Raw genomic sequence first — 20,465 nt, 5'->3', positions numbered from 1 at the left:
GCGGCGGCCGTCGGGGCCCGCGTGAGCCGCGTAATGTGGGCTCTCGTGGTGATGTCCAGGTGAAGGTCCCGAACCTGCTGTACAGCATCTACGAGCGACGCCTGCACCGTCAGCTCGAGGGGCTCCAGCACCCGCGACACGTCGCGGTGATGTGTGATGGCAATCGTCGGTGGGCAAGGGAGAACGGTTTCACCGACGTCAGCCACGGTCACCGAATGGGTGCGCTGAAGATCGCCGAGATGCTCGGCTGGTGCGATCAGGCGGGCATCGAGATGGCCACCATCTACCTGCTCTCCACCGAGAACCTGCGGCGCGAACCGGAGGAGCTCGACACCCTCCTCGAGATCATCACCGATGTGGTGGAGGAGATCTCGGGTCCCGGGCAGAACTGGAGCGTCAAGATAGTCGGCACCCTCGACCTGCTCCCGGAGGAGCAGGCGCGGCGTTTGCGGGAGGCCGCCGAGCGCACCGCGGGTCGCACGGGCACGCACGTCAACGTCGCCGTCGGCTACGGCGGCCGGCAGGAGATCGCCGACGCCGTGCAGTCGCTGCTGCGCGAGAAGCTCGACGAGGGGCTGTCCGGGGACGCACTGGTCCGGGCGATGTCCGTGAAGGGCATCGACGGCCACCTCTACACCTCGGGGCAGCCGGACCCGGATCTGGTGATCCGCACCTCGGGGGAGCAGCGACTGTCCGGCTTCCTGCTGTGGCAGAGCGCGTACTCCGAGATCTGGTTCACCGAGGCGTACTGGCCGGAGTTCCGGCACGTCGACTTCCTGCGCGCGCTGCGTGACTACGCGGCCCGGCATCGCCGATTCGGCGCATAGGCGCTTCGCGCCCGTGCGCGGTTGACGAGTCCTGAGACTCGTCGACCGCGCACGGGCGGCGTAGCCGCCCTACAGCTTGCGCAGCCGGAGACGGTTGATGGAGTGGTCGGCGTCCTTGCGCAACACCAGCGTGGCGCGCGGGCGGGTCGGCAGGATGTTCTCGACCAGGTTCGGCCGGTTGATCGAGTTCCAGATGTCGTCCGCGGCCAGGGTGGCGTGCTCGTCGGACAGCCCGGAGTAGTGGTGGAAGTGCGACGTCGGGTCCGCGAACGACGTCTTGCGCAGCGCCAGGAATCGCTTGATGTACCAGCGCTCGATGTCCTCGATCCGCGCGTCGACGTAGATGGAGAAGTCGAACAGGTCCGAGACCATCAGCCGCGGTCCGGTCTGCAGGACGTTGAGGCCCTCGATGATCAGGATGTCGGGCTGGCGCACCAGGTGGTACTGGCCGGGCAGCACGTCGTACGAGACGTGTGAGTACACCGGCGCCGCGACCTCTTCCGCGCCGGACTTGACCTCGGTGACGAAGCGCAGCAGCTTGCGGCGGTCGTAGCTCTCGGGAAAACCCTTGCGGTGCATGAGGCCCCGGCGCGTCAGCTCGGCCGTCGAGTACAGGAAGCCGTCGGTGGTGACCAGGTCGACGCGCGGGTGGTGATCCCAGCGCGCGAGCAGGGCCTGCAGCACGCGGGCGGTGGTGGACTTGCCCACCGCGACACTGCCTGCGACACCGATCACGAAGGGCACCTGCCGATCCGGGTGCTTCTCGCCGAGGAACGTCGCGGTGGCGGCGAACAGGCGCTGCCGGGCGGCCACCTGGAGGTGGATGAGCCTGGAGAGCGGCAGGTAGACCTCGGCGACCTCGTCGAGGTCGATCTGTTCGCCGAGGCCGCGCAGGCCGAGGAGCTCTTCCTCGGTGAGCACGAGCGGTGTCGACTTACGCAGGGTTCGCCATTGCTTGCGGTCGAACTCGACGTAGGGGCTGCTCTCGCTCACTCGTGCCATGCGCGCACCTGGATCTCGCTCTGCATAGTCGGATTGTGCTCGACACCACTGTGCGCGGCGGCGGCGGGTCGGACAACTCACCGATGGTTAGGGTGGACGACCATGGACCCCGTCGCACTTGTCCGCGAATACCTGCTGCTCGGACTCGGTTTCGACCGGCTGGAGGAGGGCTTCGTCGATGCCTTCACCGGCGACCAGGCGCTGCGCAGGCAGGTGGAGAACGCGCCGCCGCCCGATCCGCGCCTGCTCGCGCGCCGCGCCGCCGAATTGCGTGACGAGGTGGCCGGTTCCGGGTTGCCGGCCGAACGGGCGGCGTTTCTCGACGTGCACCTGCGCGCGCTGGAGTGCTCCGCGCGGAAGTTCGCCGGCGAGCAGATCGGCTTCGTCGACGAGGTGCAGGCCTACTTCGACGTGCGCATCGAGCCGGGCTCCGAGGACGAGTACCGGGCGGCGCACCTGGCGATGGACGAGGTGCTGGCGGGCGACGCCGCGCGCCCGCTGGCCGAGCGGCTGCAGGCGCACCGCGCCGCCGACGAGATCCCGCCGGAGCGGCTCCCGGAATGCGTCGAGGCCTTCTCCAGCGCGCTGCGCGACCGGGTGCGGGCGGAGTACGCGCTGCCCGAGACGGAGCGGGTCGAGTACGAGGTGGTCGGGGACAAGCCCTGGTCCGGGTTCAACTACTACCTCGGTGACTACCGGTCGAAGGTGGCGATCAACTCCGACCTCAAGCAGCACATGGCGAACCTGCCGCACCTGATCGCCCACGAGTCGTATCCCGGCCACCACACCGAGCACTGCCGCAAGGAGGCGGGACTGGTCGGAGCGGGGCAGGCCGAGCAGACCCTGTTCCTGGTCAACACGCCGCAGTGCCTGATGGCGGAGGGTCTGGCGGACCACGCGCTCGGCTCGATCGTGGGGCCGGGCTGGGGGCCGTGGGCCCAGGAGATCTACGCGGACCTGGGGCTGCGCTTCGACGGCGAACGCGCGGAGCGGCTGGCGAACGCGTCGGCCTCGCTGCTCGGGGTCCGGCAGGACGCGGCGCTGCTGCTGCACGACCGCGGCCGCAGCCAGGACGACGTCGCCGCGTTCCTGCAGCGGTGGACCCTGTCCACGCCGGAGCGGGCCAGGCAGACGCTGCGATTCCTGTCCGACCCGCTGTGGCGCGCCTACATCAGCACCTACGTCGAGGGGTACCGGCTGCTCGGGAGCTGGCTCGACCGCGGGGCCGACGCGGCAGGCCGGTCCGAGTTGTTCCGGCGGTTGCTGGACGAGCCGTTGATCCCGTCTGCGCTGCGCTGACAGCCATTGCCTAGACTGAGCGTGCCCCTGCCGTAGCTCCCGCTTGGAGATTCCTCGATGACCGCTGTGCCCAGCACCGACGTCAACAATGCCTCGCTCGCCGAACTCGATCCCGAGGTCGCGGCCGCGATGAACGGCGAGCTGGCCCGTCAGCGCGACACCCTCGAGATGATCGCGTCCGAGAACTTCGTGCCGCGCGCGGTGCTGCAGGCCCAGGGCAGCGTGCTGACCAACAAGTACGCCGAGGGTTACCCGGGCCGCCGCTACTACGGCGGCTGCGAGCACGTCGACGTCATCGAGGACCTGGCGCGCAACCGTGCCAAGGAGCTCTTCGGCGCCGAGTTCGCGAACGTCCAGCCGCACTCCGGCGCGCAGGCGAACGCCGCGGTGCTGATGGCGCTGATGAACCCGGGCGAGAAGCTGCTCGGCCTGGACCTGGCGCACGGCGGCCACCTGACGCACGGGATGAAGCTCAACTTCTCCGGCAAGCTCTACGACGTGGCGTCCTACGGGGTCAGCAAGGAAGACCACCGCATCGACATGGACGAGGTCCGCAAGATCGCGGTGGCCGAGAAGCCGAAGGTGATCGTCGCCGGCTGGTCCGCGTACCCGCGGCACGAGGACTTCGCCGAGTTCCGGTCCATCGCGGACGAGGTCGGCGCCTACCTGTGGGTCGACATGGCGCACTTCGCCGGGCTGGTCGCGGCCGGACTGCACCCGTCGCCGGTGCCCTACGCGGACGTCGTGTCCACCACCGTGCACAAGACCCTCGGCGGCCCCCGCTCCGGCCTGATCCTGGCCAAGCAGGAGTGGGCCAAGAAGATCAACTCCGCGGTGTTCCCCGGCCAGCAGGGCGGGCCGCTCATGCACGCCATCGCCGCGAAGGCCGTCTCGCTCAAGATCGCGGGCACCGAGGAGTTCAAGGACCGTCAGGCCCGCACCCTGTCCGGCGCCCGGATCCTGGCCGAGCGCCTCACCGGCGCCGACGTCGCGGACAAGGGCATCTCCGTGCTCACGGGCGGCACCGACGTGCACCTGGTCCTGGTGGACCTGCGCAACTCGGCACTGGACGGCCAGCAGGGCGAGGATCTGCTGCACGAGGTCGGCATCACCGTCAACCGCAACGCGGTGCCCTTCGACCCGCGTCCGCCGATGGTCACCTCCGGCCTGCGCATCGGCACCGCCGCGCTGGCGACCCGCGGGTTCGGCGACGCCGAGTTCACCGAGGTCGCGGACATCATCGCGACCGCGCTGGCCCAGGGCTCGGACACCGATTTCGCCGCGCTGCGCGCCCGGGTCTCGAAGCTTGCCCTCGACCTGCCGCTGTACGAGGGCCTCGAGGACTGGGGCCTGCTCTCCAAGACCGTCTAGCGCCTGAGCTGGAGTTAACGACGCGTTCATCGGCGCCCTGCGTGTTGCGAGTGCAGCAGGGCGCCGATCGCAGTAGCGTCCCCGGTAACAGGCAGCGGACGAGTTGCCTGTCCGGGAGGTTCTGATCGTGGCTGAAGTATTCAGTGCGAGGGGGCCGGCGCCCGGCCCTCGTGCGGATTGACGCACCAGGGACGGACCGGCCCAGCGAACTGAAGTTTGCGCGGGTGCCGCGCAGACGTAGGAGCCTCACGTGACCGCAACTCGCTCCGTATCTGCCCATTCCGGACATGCCGGGAATTCCCCGAGGTCCGCATCCACGAAGTCTCCCGAACGGTCAGTTCGCACCTACGTACTCGACACCTCGGTTCTGCTCTCGGATCCGTGGGCCGTCACGCGTTTCGCGGAGCACGAGGTGGTGCTGCCCCTGGTGGTCATCGGGGAGTTGGAGGGCAAACGCCACCACCACGAGCTGGGATGGTTTGCCCGCGAGGCACTTCGGATGCTCGACGACCTGCGGATCGAGCACGGACGGCTGGATCAGCCGGTTCCGATCGGCTCCGAGAACGGCACGCTCCAGGTGGAGCTCAATCACACGGACCCCTCGGTCCTCCCGATCGGATTCCGCACCGACTCAAACGATTCCAGGATCCTGGCCTGCGCCCTCAACCTCGCCGCCGAGGGCAAAGAGGTGGTTCTGGTCAGCAAGGACATCCCCCTGCGGGTCAAGGCCGGCGCTGTGGGCCTGCCCGCCGACGAGTACCACGCGCACGATGTGGTCCCGTCGGGATGGACGGGGATGACCGAACTCGACGTCGCGTCGACCCGGATCGACGAGATGTTCTCGGAGGGGGTCATCGATCTCGACGAGGCGCGAGAACTGCCCTGTCACACCGGAATCCGGCTGATGGGTGGCAGCTCCAGCGCGCTGGGCCGGGTGACCCCGGACAAGCGGGTGCAGCTGGTCCGCGGCGAACGGGAGGCCTTCGGCCTGCACGGCCGCTCGGCCGAGCAGCGGATCGCCCTCGATCTGTTGCTCGACGAGAGCATCGGCATCATCTCGCTCGGCGGCAAGGCCGGTACCGGCAAGTCGGCGCTGGCCCTGACCGCCGGGCTGGAGGCGGTGCTCGAGCGTCGCACCCACAGGAAGGTGGTCGTCTTCCGGCCGCTGTACGCGGTCGGTGGACAGGAGCTCGGCTACCTCCCGGGCAGCGAGAGCGAGAAGATGGGTCCGTGGGCGCAGGCGGTGTTCGACACCCTCGACGGCCTGGCGAGCCCCGAGGTGATGGACGAGGTGATCAACCGCGGGATGCTGGAAGTGTTGCCGCTCACCCACATTCGCGGCCGGTCGCTGCACGACTCGTTCGTGATCGTGGACGAGGCGCAGTCCCTCGAGCGCAACGTGCTGCTCACGGTGTTGTCCCGGTTGGGCACGGGGTCGCGGGTGGTGCTCACCCATGACGTCGCCCAGCGCGACAACCTCAGGGTCGGCAGGCACGACGGCGTCGCCGCGGTGATCGAGAAGCTCAAGGGGCACCCGCTCTTCGCCCACATCACGCTCACCCGCAGCGAGCGGTCGCCGATCGCGGCGCTGGTGACCGAGATGCTCGAGGAGTTCGGCCCGACCGCCTGACGCGCGGGTGGGGAGGCCCGGTCTCGGGCCTCCCCATCTGCTACTGCTGCGGAGCCTGGTCCTGGGCCGGCGTCTGGGCCGTCTTGTCCGTGCCGCGGAGCTTGCGCCACTGGGTGGTGGCGACGTACTTGATGAGCAGGCCGTAGTTGCGGAGCTTTTCCATCATGGGTCCCTTCGGTACCGGATCGTAAGTCGATCCGGTGAATTCTATGGGGCGACAGACACGCCGGATCGACACCCGTCAATGTCGGGATGAACACACCTCACCAGGGCTTTTCGAGGCCCTTGTCGATGGCGCATACCGCAGGGGCCTCCGTACCATCGGCGGACGTGCACGGTGAGAGCGAAGTGATCGACGCGGATTCGGGCTGGGTTCGCCCTGGCCTGCTGCAGGCGACCTTCATCCCGGTTCTCGGGGCGATGGCGTGGTGGGGCACAGACGATGTGGCCGCCGAGCTGGCTCGGGTGGGCCTACCTCAGGGGCGGGCGGCGAGCTGCCGGTTCGCGGTTCCGGTCGGCGGTGCCGTCGCGCCTCGCACGGTCGATGCGCGACTGATCGATCTGGTGGATGTGCTGCCCGCGCTGCGGGCGATGGACCCGGGCCCGGGCGCGGGGAGATCCGTCCGGTCATGGTGCGCGGCAGCGCATCTCGCGGGTGGGAACCGGGCGGCGAGTGGGGAGTTGTGCGCGGAGCTCGCGGCGCGGATGCCCGCCGCCGCCCACGCCGTGCTCGACGAGGACGAATCGGCGATCCAGACCGCCGCCGCCCTGCTGAGCAGCTTCATCTCGGCGGCGCGGACCACCGACGACCTGGCGACGGCGCGCATCCGCGCCACGCTGCGGCCGTACCAGGTCCAGGGTGTCGCCTGGCTCCTGGCGCTCGACGAGGTTGGCGGCGGCATCCTCGCCGACGAGATGGGGCTCGGCAAGACGCTGCAGGCCATCTGCGTGCTCGCCACCCGAAACGAGTTGGGGCCCCACCTCGTGGTGTGCCCGACCTCGGTGGTCGGGAACTGGCGTCGCGAGCTGGCACGGTTCGCCCCCGACGTCCCGGTGATCGTCCATCACGGCGCGGGCAGGGCGCTGCCGGCGACGATGAGCCCGGGGACCGTGGTGCTGACCAGTTACGGCCTGCTGCGCTCGGACGTCGACCGATTGTGCGAAGCGTCCTGGGACGTAGTCATATTCGATGAGGCGCAACAGATCAAGAACCCCGATTCCCTCGCGGCCAGGGCGGCGGCACGGCTGACCGCGCGGATTCGGGTCGCCATGACCGGCACCCCGGTCGAGAACCGGCTCGACGAGCTGTGGTCGATCTTCCGCGCGGCCAATCCGGCTCTTTTGGGCACCAGGGCGCGCTTCCGTCAGCGGTTCGTGGTGCCGATCGAGTCCCGACGATCGGCGACGGCCGCGGCCAGGCTCGGCGCCCTCATCGCGCCACACGTGCTGCGGCGTACCAAGGCCGAGGTGGCCACCGAGCTGCCGGACAAGCAGTACTCGACCGTCGCGTGCACGCTGTCCGAGGAGCAGACGAGGCTGTACCGCCAGGCGGTGGAGCGCGCGTTCGACGCGGGGCTCGGTAGTGGAATCACCAGGCGCGGCAACGTGCTCGCGTTGCTGACCACCCTCAAGCAGGTCTGCAACCATCCCGAACAGCTCCTGGGCGACGGCGGCGCGTTGCGCGGCAGGTCGGGCAAGTTCGACCGGGCCACCGAAATGCTCTCGGAGATAGTCGAAGACGGCGACCGGGCCCTGGTGTTCACGCAGTACCGCACGATGGGGGAGCTGCTGTCGACGCACCTGACCACCGAGCTCGGGGTCGGCGAGATCCCCTTCCTGCACGGTGGCCTGAGCGCACGATCGCGCGACCGGATGGTCGAGGAATTCCAGGACGGCCCCGACGCGGCCCCCGTTCTCGTTCTCAGTCTCCGCGCGGCGGGATTCGGCCTGAACCTGACCCGGGCCAGCAACGTCGTGCACTACGACCGATGGTGGAATCCCGCGGTCGAGGACCAGGCCACGGACCGGGCGCACCGGATCGGCCAACGCCGAACGGTGAACGTGTACACCCTCGTCACCGGCGGCACCATCGAGGACCACATCGCCTCGATGCACGAATCGAAGCGTGCTCTGGCGGAGTCGATTTCGGGGAACTCTGAGGCCGCGCTTGCCGAGCTGGCCGACGGCGAGCTGCGCTCGCTGCTCGATCTCGACACGGTGGAGGTTCGATGACGGCGGCAGAGTTCGGAGCGACGGCGTGGGGGCGGGCGTGGCTGCGCACGATCGAGTCGACGGCCGCCTCGGCGCCGAATGCGCAGCTGCCACAGGCCAGGAGAATCGCCAGGGGCGGCGCGGTGACTTTCACGGGCGTGTCGGTGGGCCGGGTCGACGCGGAGGTAGCGGCGAAGCAGAAGGCCCACGCGGTCACGATCGAGGTGCCGCGCTGGGACGATGCCGCGCTGGCACGGGTGCGCGAGGTGCTCGGCTCGGCAGGGCTCGGCGACGCAGGCGCATCCGGTGATCTCCCGGATGCGCCGGTGGCGGAGCTGCAGGGCGCGGGCATCGCGGTGGCGGCAACACCGGCGGAGTGCGGGGCGACGTGTACCTGCACGAGTCGCCGGACGCCATGCCTGCACCACCTGGCGACCGTGTACGCCCTCGTCCAGCTGATCGACGAGGAACCGGCGCTGGCCGTCCGGCTGCGGTCCGACGACTCGGTCGCCGTCGTCTCAGCGGGTCCAGGGTCGCCGGAACGGCCGGACTGGATCACCCTGTCCGAGGTGGACCCGGCGTCGTTCTACGGCTGACGAGACGGTGCTCGTCCGTTCGCTCACCAGGCGTTCGCTTCTCACGCGTCCAGCGCAGCAGCCTCGCTGAGGTAGCCCGTACCGCGTCCGCCGCGCCTGCCGGTCGCGGCCCTGGCAACGCCGACCACGATGCCGCGGACGACGTCACGGACGCTGAAGTAGTCCCGCCACACCGCGATCTTGCCGTCGCGCAGCTCGAACGTGCCGCACACCCAGAACTCGGTGTTGATCGGCCCCGCGCCGAGCAGGTCGGTGCGCTCGGTGAGGACCACGCCGTTCTCGCCCGCTGCGTGATGCACGATCACGTCGAACCGCAGGCCGGGGCGGGCGAGCTGCCGCAGCACCCGGGTCACCAGGGGTATCCACGCAGGATCGGCAGCGAGACGTTGTGCCAGGCGATCTCGGGGTGCAGGTGCCCGGCCGCGGTGTCGACATCGGCCCTGGCCAGGGCGGCCAGGAACGCGCGCACCACCAGGACGTCGGCGGGTGTGTCCACGGAACCCGGTTCGATGGTTGCAAGGCTCATGTCGGTCCGATCGCTCGTGTGGCCGGGGATGACGGTATCCCGACCGTACCGGCCAGGTGCTTGACCGCGCGGGCCTCGCGGGACACCATGTGGTGTGCGCAAACTGGCGAGCGCGATCCTATCGACCGTCATCGCAACGGTGCTGGCGCTGCTCTGTGCGCCGCACGCCCTTGCTCAGGGGCCCTGGTTCGACGGGGCCGTCGGAGGGGCCACTCAAGTCATCGCCGTCCGCGGGGCGGGCGGCTCGAATGCCACTCTGGAGGCCTGGCAGCGCTCCCCGCTCGGCTGGCACCGGATCTCCCCGAGCCTGCCCGCGCAGGTCGGGGCGGACGGGTTCACGGATGCGGCCGCGGACGGCGTGCCCGCGACCCCGGAGGGCGTGTTCAGCCTGGACGCGGCGTTCGGCACCGCAGGGAACCCCGGCGGCGGCCTGCCGTACCGGAAGGTGGGTCCGAACGACTGGTGGGATGGCGACCCGGACAGCGCGACATACAACACGCATCAGGTCTGTGCCCCCGGGTCCTGCGCCTTCGACGAGTCGGCCAGCGAGGAGCTGGAGATCCCCGCCTACCGCTACGCGGTGGTGATGGGCGTCAACAAGGAGCGGGTGCCCGGCGGTGGCGGCGCCTTCTTCCTGCACGTCTCGAACGGTGAGCCCACGTTGGGCTGCGTCGCGGTGAGCGAGGGCGCACTGGTCTGGCTGATCCGGTGGCTGCAGCCGGGTGCGGTCATCGCCATCGCGGACTGAGCAAGGCTCGTCGACTGCCGGGAGGCCGGAGTGAACAGCGATCGATCCACCCCCTCGGCGGACGCGAAGTCGATCGCCGTGCGCAGCATCGAGTTCGTGGCCGCGGGCAGCCGCGAGGACTTCGACGCCATCATCCATCCGGATGCCGTCAACCACGAGACCAAGACCGAGCCGCCGCACACCCGGGTCCGCGGACCGGGATCCTGGCATGCGACCGCACTGTGGCTGCGCCGGCCGTTCGCGGACCTGCATTTCGAGATCCGGAACGTGGTGGCGGACGGTGATCTCGTCGCGGTCGAGGTGACCATGAGCGGTCGCCACGTTGGGCTGTTCGTGAACTTCGACGAGAGCGGCGCCGTCGCCGGGGCCTTCCCGCCGACCGGCCGGAGTTTCGCTGTCACCCAATCACATTGGGTTCGAATCGAGGACGGACTCGTGATCGAGCACTGGGCGAACCGCGACGATCTGGGCATGGCTGAGCAACTCGGCTGGTTGCAGCCGAGCCCGGCCTACCTGGCGCGGATGCTGTGGGCCAAGAGTCGAGCGCGGAAGGCGCCGCCGGCCTGAACCACTACTCCTGGACCTTCGCCATCGCGAGGACGTCGAGACGGCGGTCGAGCTCGGCCTCGGTCAGCTTCTCGGGAACCAGCCCGCGGTCGATCACCGTCTGGCGGATCGTCTTGCGCTCCTTGAGCGCCTCCTTCGCGACGGCGGCGGCCTCCTCGTAACCGATAGCGGAGTTCAGTGGCGTCACGATCGACGGCGACGACTCCGCGAGCGTCTTGAGGTGATCGGTGTTGGCGACAAGGCCCGAGACGCATTTGTCGGCGAACAGCCGGGAGACGTTGGCGAGCAAGCGAAATGACTCGAGCAGGTTTCGGGCCATCATCGGGATGTACACGTTGAGCTCGAAGGCGCCGGCCGCGCCACCCCATGCGACGGCCGCATCGTTGCCCACGACCTGCGCGGCCACCTGCGTGACCGCTTCCGGCAGAACGGGATTCACCTTGCCGGGCATGATCGACGAGCCGGGCTGCAGGTCGGGGAGCCGGATCTCGCCGAGTCCGGTCAGCGGTCCCGATCCCATCCAGCGGATGTCGTTCGCGATCTTGGTGAGCGAGACCGCGATCGTCCGCAGTGCGCCCGATGCCTCGACCAATCCGTCGCGGGCGGCCTGAGCCTCAAAGCTGTTGCGCGCCGGGGAGAGTGCGTCGATCCCGGTGGCCCGGACGAGCTCGGCGACCACCAACGGCCCGAACCCGTCGGGGGCGTTGAGTCCGGTGCCGACCGCGGTGCCGCCGATAGGCAGCTCGCCGAGCCGGGGGAGGGCAGACATGATCCGCTCGATGCCTGCCTCGACCTGCCGGGCGTAGCCGCCGAATTCCTGCCCGAGGGTGACCGGCACGGCGTCCATGAGATGGGTCCGGCCGGACTTGACGACGGACTTCCATTCGGCGGCCTTGTCGAACAGCGCCAGCCGCAGATGGTCGAGCGCGGGGATCAGCGCCTTCACCGCGGATTCCGTCGCCGCGAGGTGGGTTGCCGTCGGGAAGGTGTCGTTCGACGATTGCGACATGTTGACGTGATCGTTGGGGTGTACCTCGACGCCGTTCGCCTTTGCGATCGACGCGATGACCTCGTTGGCGTTCATGTTGGAGCTGGTGCCCGAGCCCGTCTGGAACACGTCGATCGGGAACTGGTCGTCGTGCTTGCCCTCGGCGATCTCGTCGGCGGCCGCGATGATCGCGTCTGCCTTGACGGCGTCGAGCAGGCCGAGGTCCTTGTTGACCTGCGCGCAGGCGGCCTTGAGCAGGCCCATCGCCCGGATCTGCGCGCGTTCGAGGCCGCGGCCGCTGATCGGGAAATTCTCCACCGCGCGCTGGGTCTGGGCCCGCCACAGCGCGTCGATCGGGACCCGGACCTCGCCCATGGTGTCGTGCTCGATGCGGAACTGCGATTCGGCGTTCTCAGTCATACCTAGCAGCTTGCCACTGAAGCGGCTGCGCCGCCTGTGAGTCCTTTTGGCCCCTATACGGACCAAAAGGACTCACAGGCGCGGAGCGCCTTACGGCATGGGGAACTGGGCGTCCGGGTCGCCGTCGAAGTCGACCGAGGAGTACTCGCGCAGCTTCGACAGGCGGTGGTACGCGTCGATCATCCGGACGGTGCCGGACTTGCTGCGCATCACGATCGACTGGGTGTGCGCGCCGCCGCCGCTGTAGCGGACGCCGCGCAGCAGGTCACCGTCGGTGACGCCGGTGGCGGTGAAGAAGACGTTCTCGCCGGAGACCAGGTCCTCGGTGAGCAGCACCCGATCCAGGTCGTGGCCCGCGTCGATGGCCTTCTGGCGCTCGGCGTCGTCGGTCGGGGCGAGCCGGCCCTGCAGCGCGCCGCCCATGCAGCGCATGGCGGCGGCGGCGATGATGCCCTCGGGGGTGCCGCCGATGCCGATCAGCATGTCGGTGCCGGAGTCGGGGCGCGCCGCGGCGATGGCGCCTGCGACGTCGCCGTCGGAGATCAGCCGGATCCTGGCGCCGGTCGCGCGGACGTCGGAGATCAGCTGCGCGTGCCGGGGCCTGTCCAGGATGCAGACGGTGACGTCGGAGACGGAGGACTTGCGGACCTTCGCGATGCGCTTGATGTTCTCCGCGACAGGGGCCGTGATGTCGATGACGTCGGCGGCGTCGGGGCCGACGGCGATCTTCTCCATGTAGAAGACGGCCGACGGGTCGAACATGGCGCCCCGCTCGGCGACCGCGAGGACGGAGATCGCGTTCGGCATGCCCTTGGACATCAGCGTGGTGCCGTCGACGGGGTCGACCGCGAAGTCACAGTCCGGGCCGTCGCCGTTGCCGACCTCTTCGCCGTTGTAGAGCATGGGCGCCTCGTCCTTCTCGCCCTCGCCGATGACCACGACGCCGCGCATGGACACGCTGCTCACGAGCTGACGCATGGCGTCGACGGCGGCACCGTCACCGCCCTCCTTGTCGCCCTTGCCGACCCAGCGGCCCGCGGCCAGCGCGCCCGCCTCGGTGACGCGGACCAGCTCCATCGCCAGGTTGCGGTCCGGCGCCTCGCGGCGACTCGATGGGGTGCTGGCCGTCATGTGCGGTGCCTCCTAGTGGTCGGCGCATGCGGCGCCGCCATAGATTCCGTCGGGGAAGTCAGGGTTCGACTCGAGCGTGATTGTCTCATCACCGGTGGCCGGCTGATGAGGCTGGGCTACGGCTGCCTCTCGAGCGACCACCCCGTGCTCAGGTCGCGGAGCAGGTCGGGGGCGCGGTGCACGGCTCGCTGCTGGTCGGCGAACTGACGGAACGGCTGGGTGAGCAGTGCGGCGGCCACCCCCGGTCGATCCTCGGCGAGGCGCCGATAGGCGACAGCGATGTCTCCGGCGATGTACGTCCAGCGCGGTCCGCGATCCGCCCAGTTGAAGTCGGGCAGCGGCGCCCGCAGCCGGTAGGTGGCGCCTGCGACCTCGCCGGTGACCGAGACCGGGGCGAACACCCCCGGGGCCATCGAGCCGGGGACCGAGGGCTTCGCGGCGATGGTCGTCACATAGGTCAGTGCCCGCCCGATGCCACCGCGCGCCGCCGACGTGGCATCCCACTGGTCGGCGACGACCTGGTTCTGTTCCCGGTCCGCCATCCGGACCATCGCATCGGCGTAGCCGGCGGGGGTACCGGAGTAGATGCCCGCCCACGCGGCCCTGGCGTTGTCGTCGAGCAGGCCCGCCTCGTCGAGTTCGTCGACCGCGGCCCGCCCGCCCGCGAGGTACGCCTCGTGCATCGGGACCATGTCGAAGAAGATGTGCTTCTGCATGATCAGCAGGCGCTTCTGGTACCAGTCCAGATCCTGCGCCGTCACGGTCGGGCCGACGGTCGCGAGCACCCGGGCGTCCGGCGGCAGCAGCGCCGTTGCCGCCTCGGGCAGCGCGCCGGTGGCCGCGGCCACCGCGCCGCCGAGGCCGCGGACGGCGTCGACACCGAGCGCCGCGCGGCCCATGTCGAGGTCCCAGAAGCCGCCGGTGAAGGACGCGCCTGCCATCCCCGCCATCCCGGCCCAGTACAGCTCGGCGCGGGCGCGTTGGTACCGGCCGTAGTTCTCGTACACCCGGTCCACCAGTGTGGCGTTGGCGGCGAGGCCGGTGTTCGGGTCCCAGGTGGCCAGGTCGATGCCGGCCGACCGGGCGCCGCGGGCGAGCCAGTACTGGTGCAGCAGTGCGGAATAGCGGCCGGTCGGCAGGCCGGCCGCCCTGGCCTCGCCGAGCGCGTCGCCGAGGACGGCGGGGTCGGTCGGCAGCCGGGGGTCGAGCCCGCCCGCCCGCTCCGCCTTCGCGTTGGCAGGCGCGATGTCGAGCAGAGCGGCGTAGCCGGCGGGCTGGGCGACTGCCGCTGCAGGCGCGGCCGTGGCTACCGCGGCGATTCCGAGCACGAGGAGCACCCCGCGGATCGCGGCGGTACGAATGGCAGGCGGGCGGATGAAGATCCTCGTACGCATGCCGGACATCTAACAACATATATTTGATTTCCGGCGGCGATTGCGCCCGCGGTGGGAACCGCCGGACCTCGGCGGATGCGCGGCTGGGATACTAGCTGCGTGGCCGAGAAGAAACCCCGGATTCTGCAGAACAACAAAGACATGATGTGGTCGATCATCCCGCTGGTCCTGTTGTGCCTGATCGTCGCCGGGGTCGCGAGTCGCTGCTCGTTCAGCCCTGGCGGTCCCACCTCCGGGCCGGTGCCGCAGTTCGACGTCGACGCGTCGCTCAAATACGACGCCGGGGTGCTCGGGTTCCCGGTCCGTGACCCCGCCGTGCCCGAGGACTGGCAGCCGAACTCCGGCAGCCGCGGAGTGGTGGGCGGTGACAGTGGCGGCGACGTGACCACCGTCGGCTACATCACCCCGAAGGGTCGCTACCTGCAGCTGAGTCAGAGCGCGGCGACCGAGGAGGCGCTGGTGCCCTGGGTCGCAGGCGACCTGCGTAGCCCCACGGGTGTCGCCCCGGTCGCGGGTGATCGGTGGGTGGAGTACGCCGAGGAGGGCAGCGAGCCGATCTGGGTGACCGATCTCGGCGATGTCCGGGTCCTCATCAAGGGCAGCGGCACGACCGAGGAGTTCACCGAGCTCGCCACGGCCGTCGACGCGGCCCAGCCGCTGACGCCCTGACCAGGGCCCTGCGCCCGGTCCTCTAGACGACCGAACCGTCGAGCGCGCAGAAGCTGTGGCAGACCCGGTCGCGGACGATCACGTCCGGGCACTCGGGGTCGAACCACCGGTCGATGTACGCCCAGTGCACCGGGTGTGCGAGATAGGGGCCCATCAGTCCCTGTAGGTCCGTGAACTCCTGTTCCCACACGTGCGTCCACGGCGAGGCGCCCTCCGCCCGTGACACCCGGCTGAGCTGCCAGGCTCGGATCGCGGGGACGTGGCGGGGCATCCGGAGCAGCTCGGCCTCGAATCGCTCCACCACGGTGTCCGCCGCGCTGGGATCCACCCGTAACAGCAGCGCCCGGTAGACCCCGCCCTCGGCGCCGACGCCGAGCTGTCCGCGGGGCTCGCCGCGGTATTCGGCGCCGTCGACGTGGTCGACGACCGAGGGATCGAGGAGCGCATCGACGGCCGGTTCGGCGGCGCGCCACCGATCCTCGGCGTCGAATTGGAGGTGCGCGAGCAGGTCGCCGCCGTTGCGGACACCGGGCAGCGTCGGCTGGATCAGCGCGCGGTGCGCACCCGCAAGGGCCGCGGTGCGGCGCAGGTCGTCGGCCAGCCGGGCCCGGGCACCGTCATCGACACCGGGGCGGTGGTGAAAGAGCTTGGTGATCTTAAACATCGGTCAACCCGTCCACGTCCTGCGCGGCGGAGGCCATCGTGCGGGTGCGCTCGAGCACCAGCTCGTCCATCCGCGTCCACCATTGCCCGAGAGTGGGGTCCGGGCGTCCCTGCCACGTCATCTGCCACCAGCCCTCCGCGCCATCGAGCGTCCAGGTGGCGGTGATCGTGTTCGACTCGTCGTCGAACCAGATCGGCGGACTCACCAGCACGTGTTCGAGGGCCATGCCCCGCCCGCGCGCTCCTGGGGCGTACTCGGCCAGGTACGCGTCGACGAATTCTCGTGCGCGCCCTGGCCTGGTGACCACCCGGTCGATGACGTACACCTTTTCGCCTGCCATGCGCCGAGGCTAGGGAGTCGCCGGTGACGGGGGCAGCGGGCGATCCCGCTCATCGGGAGTGCGCTCAGCGGACGACACGCGCCATCGTCCTCATCGGCCGGCGACCCGGACCACCCGGCGATCAGCACGAGTCCGAGCGCGCCAGACCGGCTCGAGCCCACACACTTCGCGCAATCCGACAGGATTCGCGCATCGACGCCGCAGACTGTGAGGGGAATCCGGAAGTGTCAATTTCCTCGGAGGCGACATGGACCTGATCTTCACCAACGGAATCGTTGTCACGATGGATGAGGTTCTGCCCCTTGCGGAAGCGCTCGCGGTGCGCGACGGGCGGATCGCGGCGGTGGGGACGGCCGAGGAGATCCTCGCGCTGCGGACCGTCGACACGGAGGTCGTCGATCTCGGCGGACGGGCCGTGCTGCCCGGCTTCGTGGAGGCGCACGGCCACCCCACCATGGACATGACCCGCTACGCGGACACCGTCGTCGACATCCGTCCCGTCATCGTTCCGGACGCGGACGCGGTGATCGCCCTCATGCGGGACACGCTGGCGAGTGCGCCCGCGACCACGCCGCTCATCTTCAGCGGGCTCGATCCGTTGCTCCAATCGGGGTTCCCCGAACCGACAAGGCCCTGGCTCGACGAACTCGCCGGGGAGCGGCCGGTTCTGGTGATGCACAACTCGGGTCACCTCGCATGGGCGAACACGGCGGCGCTGAGGCTGTCGGGTCTGCCTGCGGACGCACCGGATCCGACCGGCGCGCATTTCGAGCGTGACGCCGACGGGAAACTGACAGGCAAGGCGTACGAGGTCCCGGCGATCTTCGCTCTCGCGGGCCCCATGCAGAGCCGGGACGTCGACCCGGCGGCCCTGTGGCGTGCCGAGTTGCAGGGGCTGGCCGCGCGTGGCATCACCACCATCGCGGACCTCGCGTTCTCGCCGCACCAACTGTCGCTGATGCGCGCCCACTACGCGGGCGATCACCCCCTCGTCCGGCTGCGGACGTACGAGATGTCCACCGCCGAAATGCGTTCCGAGTCTTCGCCGGACGACGGTGACGACGTGTTCCGGCAGATCGGCATCAAGCTGTGGGTCGACGGGTCGCCATGGGTGGGCAACATCGACACCTCGTTCCCGTACCTCAACACCGACGCCACGCTCAACGTGATCGGCCTCGGGCACGACCACCGTGGCCAGGCGAACTACACGGGCGAACAGCTCGCGGCGATCGTCGGCGCGTATTTCCCGCTGGGGTGGCAGATGGCGTGCCACGTCCTCGGCGACCGCGGCGTGGACACGATCCTCGACGTGTACGAGGCCGCGCTGACCGAGCATCCCCGGGCCGATCACCGGTTGCGCTTGGAACACTGCGGGGCGATGACCGCGGCCCAGTTTCGGCGGGCCGCCCGGCTGGGCGTGACCTGCAGCCTGCTCATCGACCACCTCTACTACTGGGGCGATGTGCTCGTCGACGGGCTGTTCGGCGAGGAGATCGGCGCGCACTGGATGCGCGCGCGCTCCGCCCTCGACGCGGGCATCCGGATCTCCCTGCACAACGATTCGCCGGTCACACCGGTCGAGCCGCTGCGCAACATCTCCGTCGCGGTGACCAGGACCAGCCGCACCGGACGGGTCCTCGCGCCGGAGGAGCGCATCACCGTCGAGGAGGCACTGCGCGCCCAGACGATCTGGCCGGCGAACCAGCTCTTCGCCGACGAGATCATCGGGACGCTGGCCCCGGTAAGTACGCCGACCTCGTGGTGCTGTCCGCCGACCCCCGCGCCGTGGATCCCGCCGCGATAGCCGATCTCACGGTGGAGGCGACCTACCTGTCCGGCCGCCCGACCTACTCGGCGAGCAGCTGAGGCCGGCTCCGCGCTAGCGCGGGTCGCCCTCGTCCTCGGCGTGCGAGAGCGCCTTCTCGACCCGTGCCCGCGCCCCGCGAGGTGCTCCTCGCAGCGCTTGGCCAGCGCCTCGCCGCGCTCCCACAGCGCGAGGGAGTGGTCGAGGTCGAGGCCGCCCTGCTCGAGCATCTTGACCACGTCGGCCAGCTCGTCGCGCGCGGCCTCGTAGCCGAGCTCCGATACCGGTTGGCTCACTGTGCTTCTCCTGACTTGTCCTTGCCCATGACGGCGGCGATGACCGCGCCGTCGGCGACCCGCACCCGCAACTGGGTGCCGGGCGGGGCGTCTTCCACCGAGCGCAGCACCTCCGGATCCGACCCGGGCACCACCTTCTGCACGACCGAGTACCCGCGGGCGAGCGTCGCCGCCGGTCCGAGGGTGGTCAGCCGGGCCGCAAGGTGCTCGACGACGGTGGCCTGACCGGCGACCAGCCGGTTGACGTCGCGCCTGCCCGCCTCGCGCAGCCGCGCGATCTCCTCGGCCCGCCGCTCGACGGCGGCAAGCGGGTCGGCGAGCACCGGCCTGCTGCGCAGGTCGGCCAGCGACCGCGCCTCGCGTGCCACCCAGTTCCGCAGTGCGGCCGCGCCGCGCGCCCGGAATTCGGCGACCAGGGCCTGCTCGGCAACCGCGTCGGGCACCACCCGCTTGGCGGCGTCGGTCGGCGTCGCGGCGCGCACATCCGCGACGTGATCACACAGCGGGTTGTCCGGTTCGTGGCCGATCGCGCTGACCACCGGGGTGGTGCACGCGGCGATCGCGCGGCACAGGGTCTCGTCGGAGAACGGCAGCAGGTCCTCGACGCTGCCGCCACCGCGCGCCAGGACGATCACCTCCACCGCCGGGTTCGAATCCAGTTCGGCCAGCGCCGCGACGATCTGCGCGGTCGCCGTCGGGCCCTGTACCGCGGTGTTGCGGATCTCGAACTGGACAGCGGGCCAACGCTTTCCGGCGACGCTGAGCACGTCACGCTCGGCGGCACTTGCCCGCCCGGTGATCAGGCCGACGGTGTGCGGGAGGAACGGCAGCGGCCGCTTGAGCCGCGGATCGAACAGGCCCTCAGCCGCGAGCAGCGCGCGCAGCCGCTCGATCCGGGCGAGCAGTTCGCCGATCCCGACGGCCCGGATCTCGGTGACGCGCAGGGACACGGTGCCGCGCCCCGTGTAGAAGGACAGCTTGCCGAACATCACGACCCGGCTGCCCTCGGTCAGCGGAACAGGGGAGTCGCGGATCAGCGCGGGGGAGCAGGTGACCGACAGCGACATGTCCACGGAGGCGTCGCGCAGCACCAGGAACGCGGTGCGGGTGCCGGGACGGACGTTGATCTGGGTGATCTGGCCTTCGACCCAGATGCTGCCGAGGCGATCGATCCACTGCGAGACCTTGGTCGCGACGGATCGGACCGGCCACGGGTGCTCGGGCGAGTTCGAGGTCGGCGCGCCCGTCTGGCTCGGCTGGACGGAGCTCACTTGGCCTTGGCGCTGGTGATCCGGTTACCGAGCATGGTCTGGAACGGAGCGCGGGCGCGGGCGGCGTTCTCGTAGGCCAGCAGGGCATCGAGCTCCTCGACCGACAGCGTCCGCAGCCGCGCCCGGAGCTGGGCGAGCGTCAGGTTGTCGTAGTCGAGGTACTCGGCGATCTCGGGCCGTGTCGCCGCCGTCTTTGTCTGTGTCGACGCGGGGGTGCCGTTGGCGGACTTGTTCGCGGCCGCCTTCTCGGGTGCGCCGGTCGCAGGCGTCGCGGCGGGCGCGTCCGGCTCGGACTCCGGCTGCATCGAGTACAGCGCGAACCGGCCCTGGTTCGCGGGCTTGGCCGCGGCCCCGTCGCCGCCCGACGGCGCGGGCGCGGCGTCCTCGTCGAAGACCGCCCACTCCGGCTGCTCCTCGTCCTGATGGAAGAGCATCGAGAACGCCTGATCGCCCTTGATCGCCAGCGCCGTCATGGACTGCTGGACGCGCATCGTCGTCTGCAGCATGTGGCTGATGGTGGTCATGGGGAGCGCGACCGCGGTGTTCGGCAGCTTCTGCACCTCTTCGACAACCGTGACGGCGATCCCGGCAGCGACCCGCGCAGCGAAAGGGGGACGAATCATGGCACTAAGACTGCCTGACGAATGCCCCTTTTGGTAGCTGGGCGCGCGGCGTGCCTGATCGGGCGCCCCGTCATGGCTGCCCGTACCC

Annotated in this window: 18 protein-coding genes and 3 pseudogenes; 10 read left to right on the top strand and 11 right to left on the bottom strand. The window is 70.0% G+C overall.

Going from position 1 to position 20,465, the window contains the following annotated elements; all coding sequences use genetic code 11:
- Nucleotides 1-59 precede the first annotated feature (59 nt).
- Nucleotides 60-827 carry an isoprenyl transferase gene (locus BTZ20_RS19925; protein WP_077042549.1) on the top strand — a complete coding sequence of 256 codons (768 nt, stop codon included), beginning with the start codon at nucleotides 60-62 and terminating at the stop codon, nucleotides 825-827.
- A 69-nt stretch (nucleotides 828-896) separates the two neighbouring features.
- On the opposite strand, the gene coaA is transcribed toward BTZ20_RS19925, so the two are convergent.
- On the bottom strand, nucleotides 897-1,829 hold the full coding sequence (gene coaA, locus BTZ20_RS19920; protein ID WP_072749537.1) for a type I pantothenate kinase: 933 nt from the start codon (nucleotides 1,827-1,829) through the stop codon (nucleotides 897-899).
- Nucleotides 1,830-1,931: 102 nt separating this feature from the next.
- On the opposite strand from coaA, the gene BTZ20_RS19915 reads away from it, so the two are divergent.
- The 3 genes from BTZ20_RS19915 to BTZ20_RS19905 all read left to right on the top strand — a co-directional run bounded on the left by BTZ20_RS19915 (nucleotide 1,932) and on the right by BTZ20_RS19905 (nucleotide 6,129).
- Entirely contained in the window at nucleotides 1,932-3,128 is a 1,197-nt protein-coding gene (locus BTZ20_RS19915; protein WP_077042548.1) for a DUF885 domain-containing protein, read from the top strand.
- A 57-nt stretch (nucleotides 3,129-3,185) separates the two neighbouring features.
- Entirely contained in the window at nucleotides 3,186-4,499 is a 1,314-nt protein-coding gene (glyA, locus tag BTZ20_RS19910; RefSeq protein ID WP_077042547.1) for a serine hydroxymethyltransferase, read from the top strand.
- 250 nt (nucleotides 4,500-4,749) lie between these two features.
- Nucleotides 4,750-6,129 carry a PhoH family protein gene (locus tag BTZ20_RS19905; RefSeq protein ID WP_077042546.1) on the top strand — a complete coding sequence of 460 codons (1,380 nt, stop codon included), beginning with the start codon at nucleotides 4,750-4,752 and terminating at the stop codon, nucleotides 6,127-6,129.
- 40 nt (nucleotides 6,130-6,169) lie between these two features.
- Here the strand turns inward: BTZ20_RS19905 and BTZ20_RS29250 are convergent, their stop codons facing one another.
- On the bottom strand, nucleotides 6,170-6,295 hold the full coding sequence (locus tag BTZ20_RS29250) for a hypothetical protein (RefSeq protein WP_257017522.1): 126 nt from the start codon (nucleotides 6,293-6,295) through the stop codon (nucleotides 6,170-6,172).
- A 164-nt stretch (nucleotides 6,296-6,459) separates the two neighbouring features.
- Here BTZ20_RS29250 and BTZ20_RS19900 point away from each other — a divergent pair, with 164 nt between their 5' ends.
- Both BTZ20_RS19900 and BTZ20_RS19895 read left to right on the top strand, forming a co-directional pair.
- Nucleotides 6,460-8,361, top strand: coding sequence for a DEAD/DEAH box helicase (locus BTZ20_RS19900; RefSeq protein WP_223263427.1), 1,902 nt, complete (start codon nucleotides 6,460-6,462; stop codon nucleotides 8,359-8,361).
- The gene (locus tag BTZ20_RS19895) at nucleotides 8,358-8,936 is read left to right on the top strand and encodes a hypothetical protein (RefSeq protein WP_077042545.1); all 579 of its coding nucleotides are present in this window, start codon (nucleotides 8,358-8,360) and stop codon (nucleotides 8,934-8,936) included. Before BTZ20_RS19900 ends, BTZ20_RS19895 begins: the two co-directional genes overlap by 4 nt.
- A gap of 41 nt (nucleotides 8,937-8,977) precedes the next feature.
- Here BTZ20_RS19895 and BTZ20_RS19890 read toward each other — a convergent pair.
- Nucleotides 8,978-9,462 (bottom strand): annotated as a pseudogene (locus tag BTZ20_RS19890) (limonene-1,2-epoxide hydrolase family protein).
- A 94-nt stretch (nucleotides 9,463-9,556) separates the two neighbouring features.
- Between BTZ20_RS19890 and BTZ20_RS19885 the strand changes: the two are divergent.
- Both BTZ20_RS19885 and BTZ20_RS19880 read left to right on the top strand, forming a co-directional pair.
- Nucleotides 9,557-10,210, top strand: coding sequence for a L,D-transpeptidase (locus BTZ20_RS19885; protein ID WP_077042544.1), 654 nt, complete (start codon nucleotides 9,557-9,559; stop codon nucleotides 10,208-10,210).
- A 30-nt stretch (nucleotides 10,211-10,240) separates the two neighbouring features.
- Nucleotides 10,241-10,777: an ester cyclase gene (locus tag BTZ20_RS19880; protein ID WP_077042543.1), complete on the top strand. Its 537-nt coding sequence runs from the start codon at nucleotides 10,241-10,243 to the stop codon at nucleotides 10,775-10,777.
- Between the two features lie 4 nt (nucleotides 10,778-10,781).
- Here BTZ20_RS19880 and BTZ20_RS19875 read toward each other — a convergent pair whose 3' ends face one another.
- The 3 genes from BTZ20_RS19875 to BTZ20_RS19865 form a co-directional block, all read right to left on the bottom strand.
- On the bottom strand, nucleotides 10,782-12,185 hold the full coding sequence (locus BTZ20_RS19875) for a class II fumarate hydratase (RefSeq protein ID WP_077042542.1): 1,404 nt from the start codon (nucleotides 12,183-12,185) through the stop codon (nucleotides 10,782-10,784).
- Between the two features lie 90 nt (nucleotides 12,186-12,275).
- Nucleotides 12,276-13,316 carry a class II fructose-bisphosphatase gene (gene glpX, locus BTZ20_RS19870; RefSeq protein WP_027501030.1) on the bottom strand — a complete coding sequence of 347 codons (1,041 nt, stop codon included), beginning with the start codon at nucleotides 13,314-13,316 and terminating at the stop codon, nucleotides 12,276-12,278.
- Between the two features lie 116 nt (nucleotides 13,317-13,432).
- Nucleotides 13,433-14,710: a hypothetical protein gene (locus BTZ20_RS19865; RefSeq protein WP_077043849.1), complete on the bottom strand. Its 1,278-nt coding sequence runs from the start codon at nucleotides 14,708-14,710 to the stop codon at nucleotides 13,433-13,435.
- 99 nt (nucleotides 14,711-14,809) lie between these two features.
- Here BTZ20_RS19865 and BTZ20_RS19860 point away from each other — a divergent pair, with 99 nt between their 5' ends.
- Nucleotides 14,810-15,379: a DUF4245 domain-containing protein gene (locus tag BTZ20_RS19860; RefSeq protein WP_077042541.1), complete on the top strand. Its 570-nt coding sequence runs from the start codon at nucleotides 14,810-14,812 to the stop codon at nucleotides 15,377-15,379.
- A 22-nt stretch (nucleotides 15,380-15,401) separates the two neighbouring features.
- Here BTZ20_RS19860 and BTZ20_RS19855 read toward each other — a convergent pair whose 3' ends face one another.
- Nucleotides 15,402-16,043 (bottom strand): Dabb family protein, encoded by a 642-nt coding sequence (locus BTZ20_RS19855; protein ID WP_077042540.1) that lies wholly within the window; start codon nucleotides 16,041-16,043, stop codon nucleotides 15,402-15,404.
- The gene (locus BTZ20_RS19850) at nucleotides 16,036-16,383 is read right to left on the bottom strand and encodes a hypothetical protein (protein WP_077042539.1); all 348 of its coding nucleotides are present in this window, start codon (nucleotides 16,381-16,383) and stop codon (nucleotides 16,036-16,038) included. Before BTZ20_RS19850 ends, BTZ20_RS19855 begins: the two co-directional genes overlap by 8 nt.
- 247 nt (nucleotides 16,384-16,630) lie before the next feature.
- Here BTZ20_RS19850 and BTZ20_RS19845 point away from each other — a divergent pair.
- Nucleotides 16,631-18,249, top strand: a pseudogene (locus BTZ20_RS19845) (amidohydrolase).
- Between the two features lie 13 nt (nucleotides 18,250-18,262).
- On the opposite strand, the pseudogene BTZ20_RS19840 reads toward BTZ20_RS19845, so the two are convergent.
- From BTZ20_RS19840 to BTZ20_RS19830, 3 genes and pseudogenes are all read right to left on the bottom strand, one after another.
- Nucleotides 18,263-18,483 (bottom strand): annotated as a pseudogene (locus BTZ20_RS19840) (exodeoxyribonuclease VII small subunit).
- Nucleotides 18,480-19,754 (bottom strand): exodeoxyribonuclease VII large subunit, encoded by a 1,275-nt coding sequence (gene xseA, locus BTZ20_RS19835; protein WP_077042538.1) that lies wholly within the window; start codon nucleotides 19,752-19,754, stop codon nucleotides 18,480-18,482. Before xseA ends, BTZ20_RS19840 begins: the two are co-directional and overlap by 4 nt.
- Nucleotides 19,751-20,377, bottom strand: a complete 627-nt coding sequence (locus BTZ20_RS19830; RefSeq protein ID WP_077042537.1) for a lipid droplet-associated protein — start codon at nucleotides 20,375-20,377, stop codon at nucleotides 19,751-19,753. Before BTZ20_RS19830 ends, xseA begins: the two co-directional genes overlap by 4 nt.
- Nucleotides 20,378-20,465 lie beyond the last annotated feature (88 nt).

The organism is Rhodococcus sp. MTM3W5.2 (genome assembly GCF_001984015.1).
Taxonomy (GTDB): Bacteria; Actinomycetota; Actinomycetes; order Mycobacteriales; family Mycobacteriaceae; genus Rhodococcus_G; species Rhodococcus_G oryzae.
This window is presented reverse-complemented; position numbering and strand designations above follow the sequence as displayed.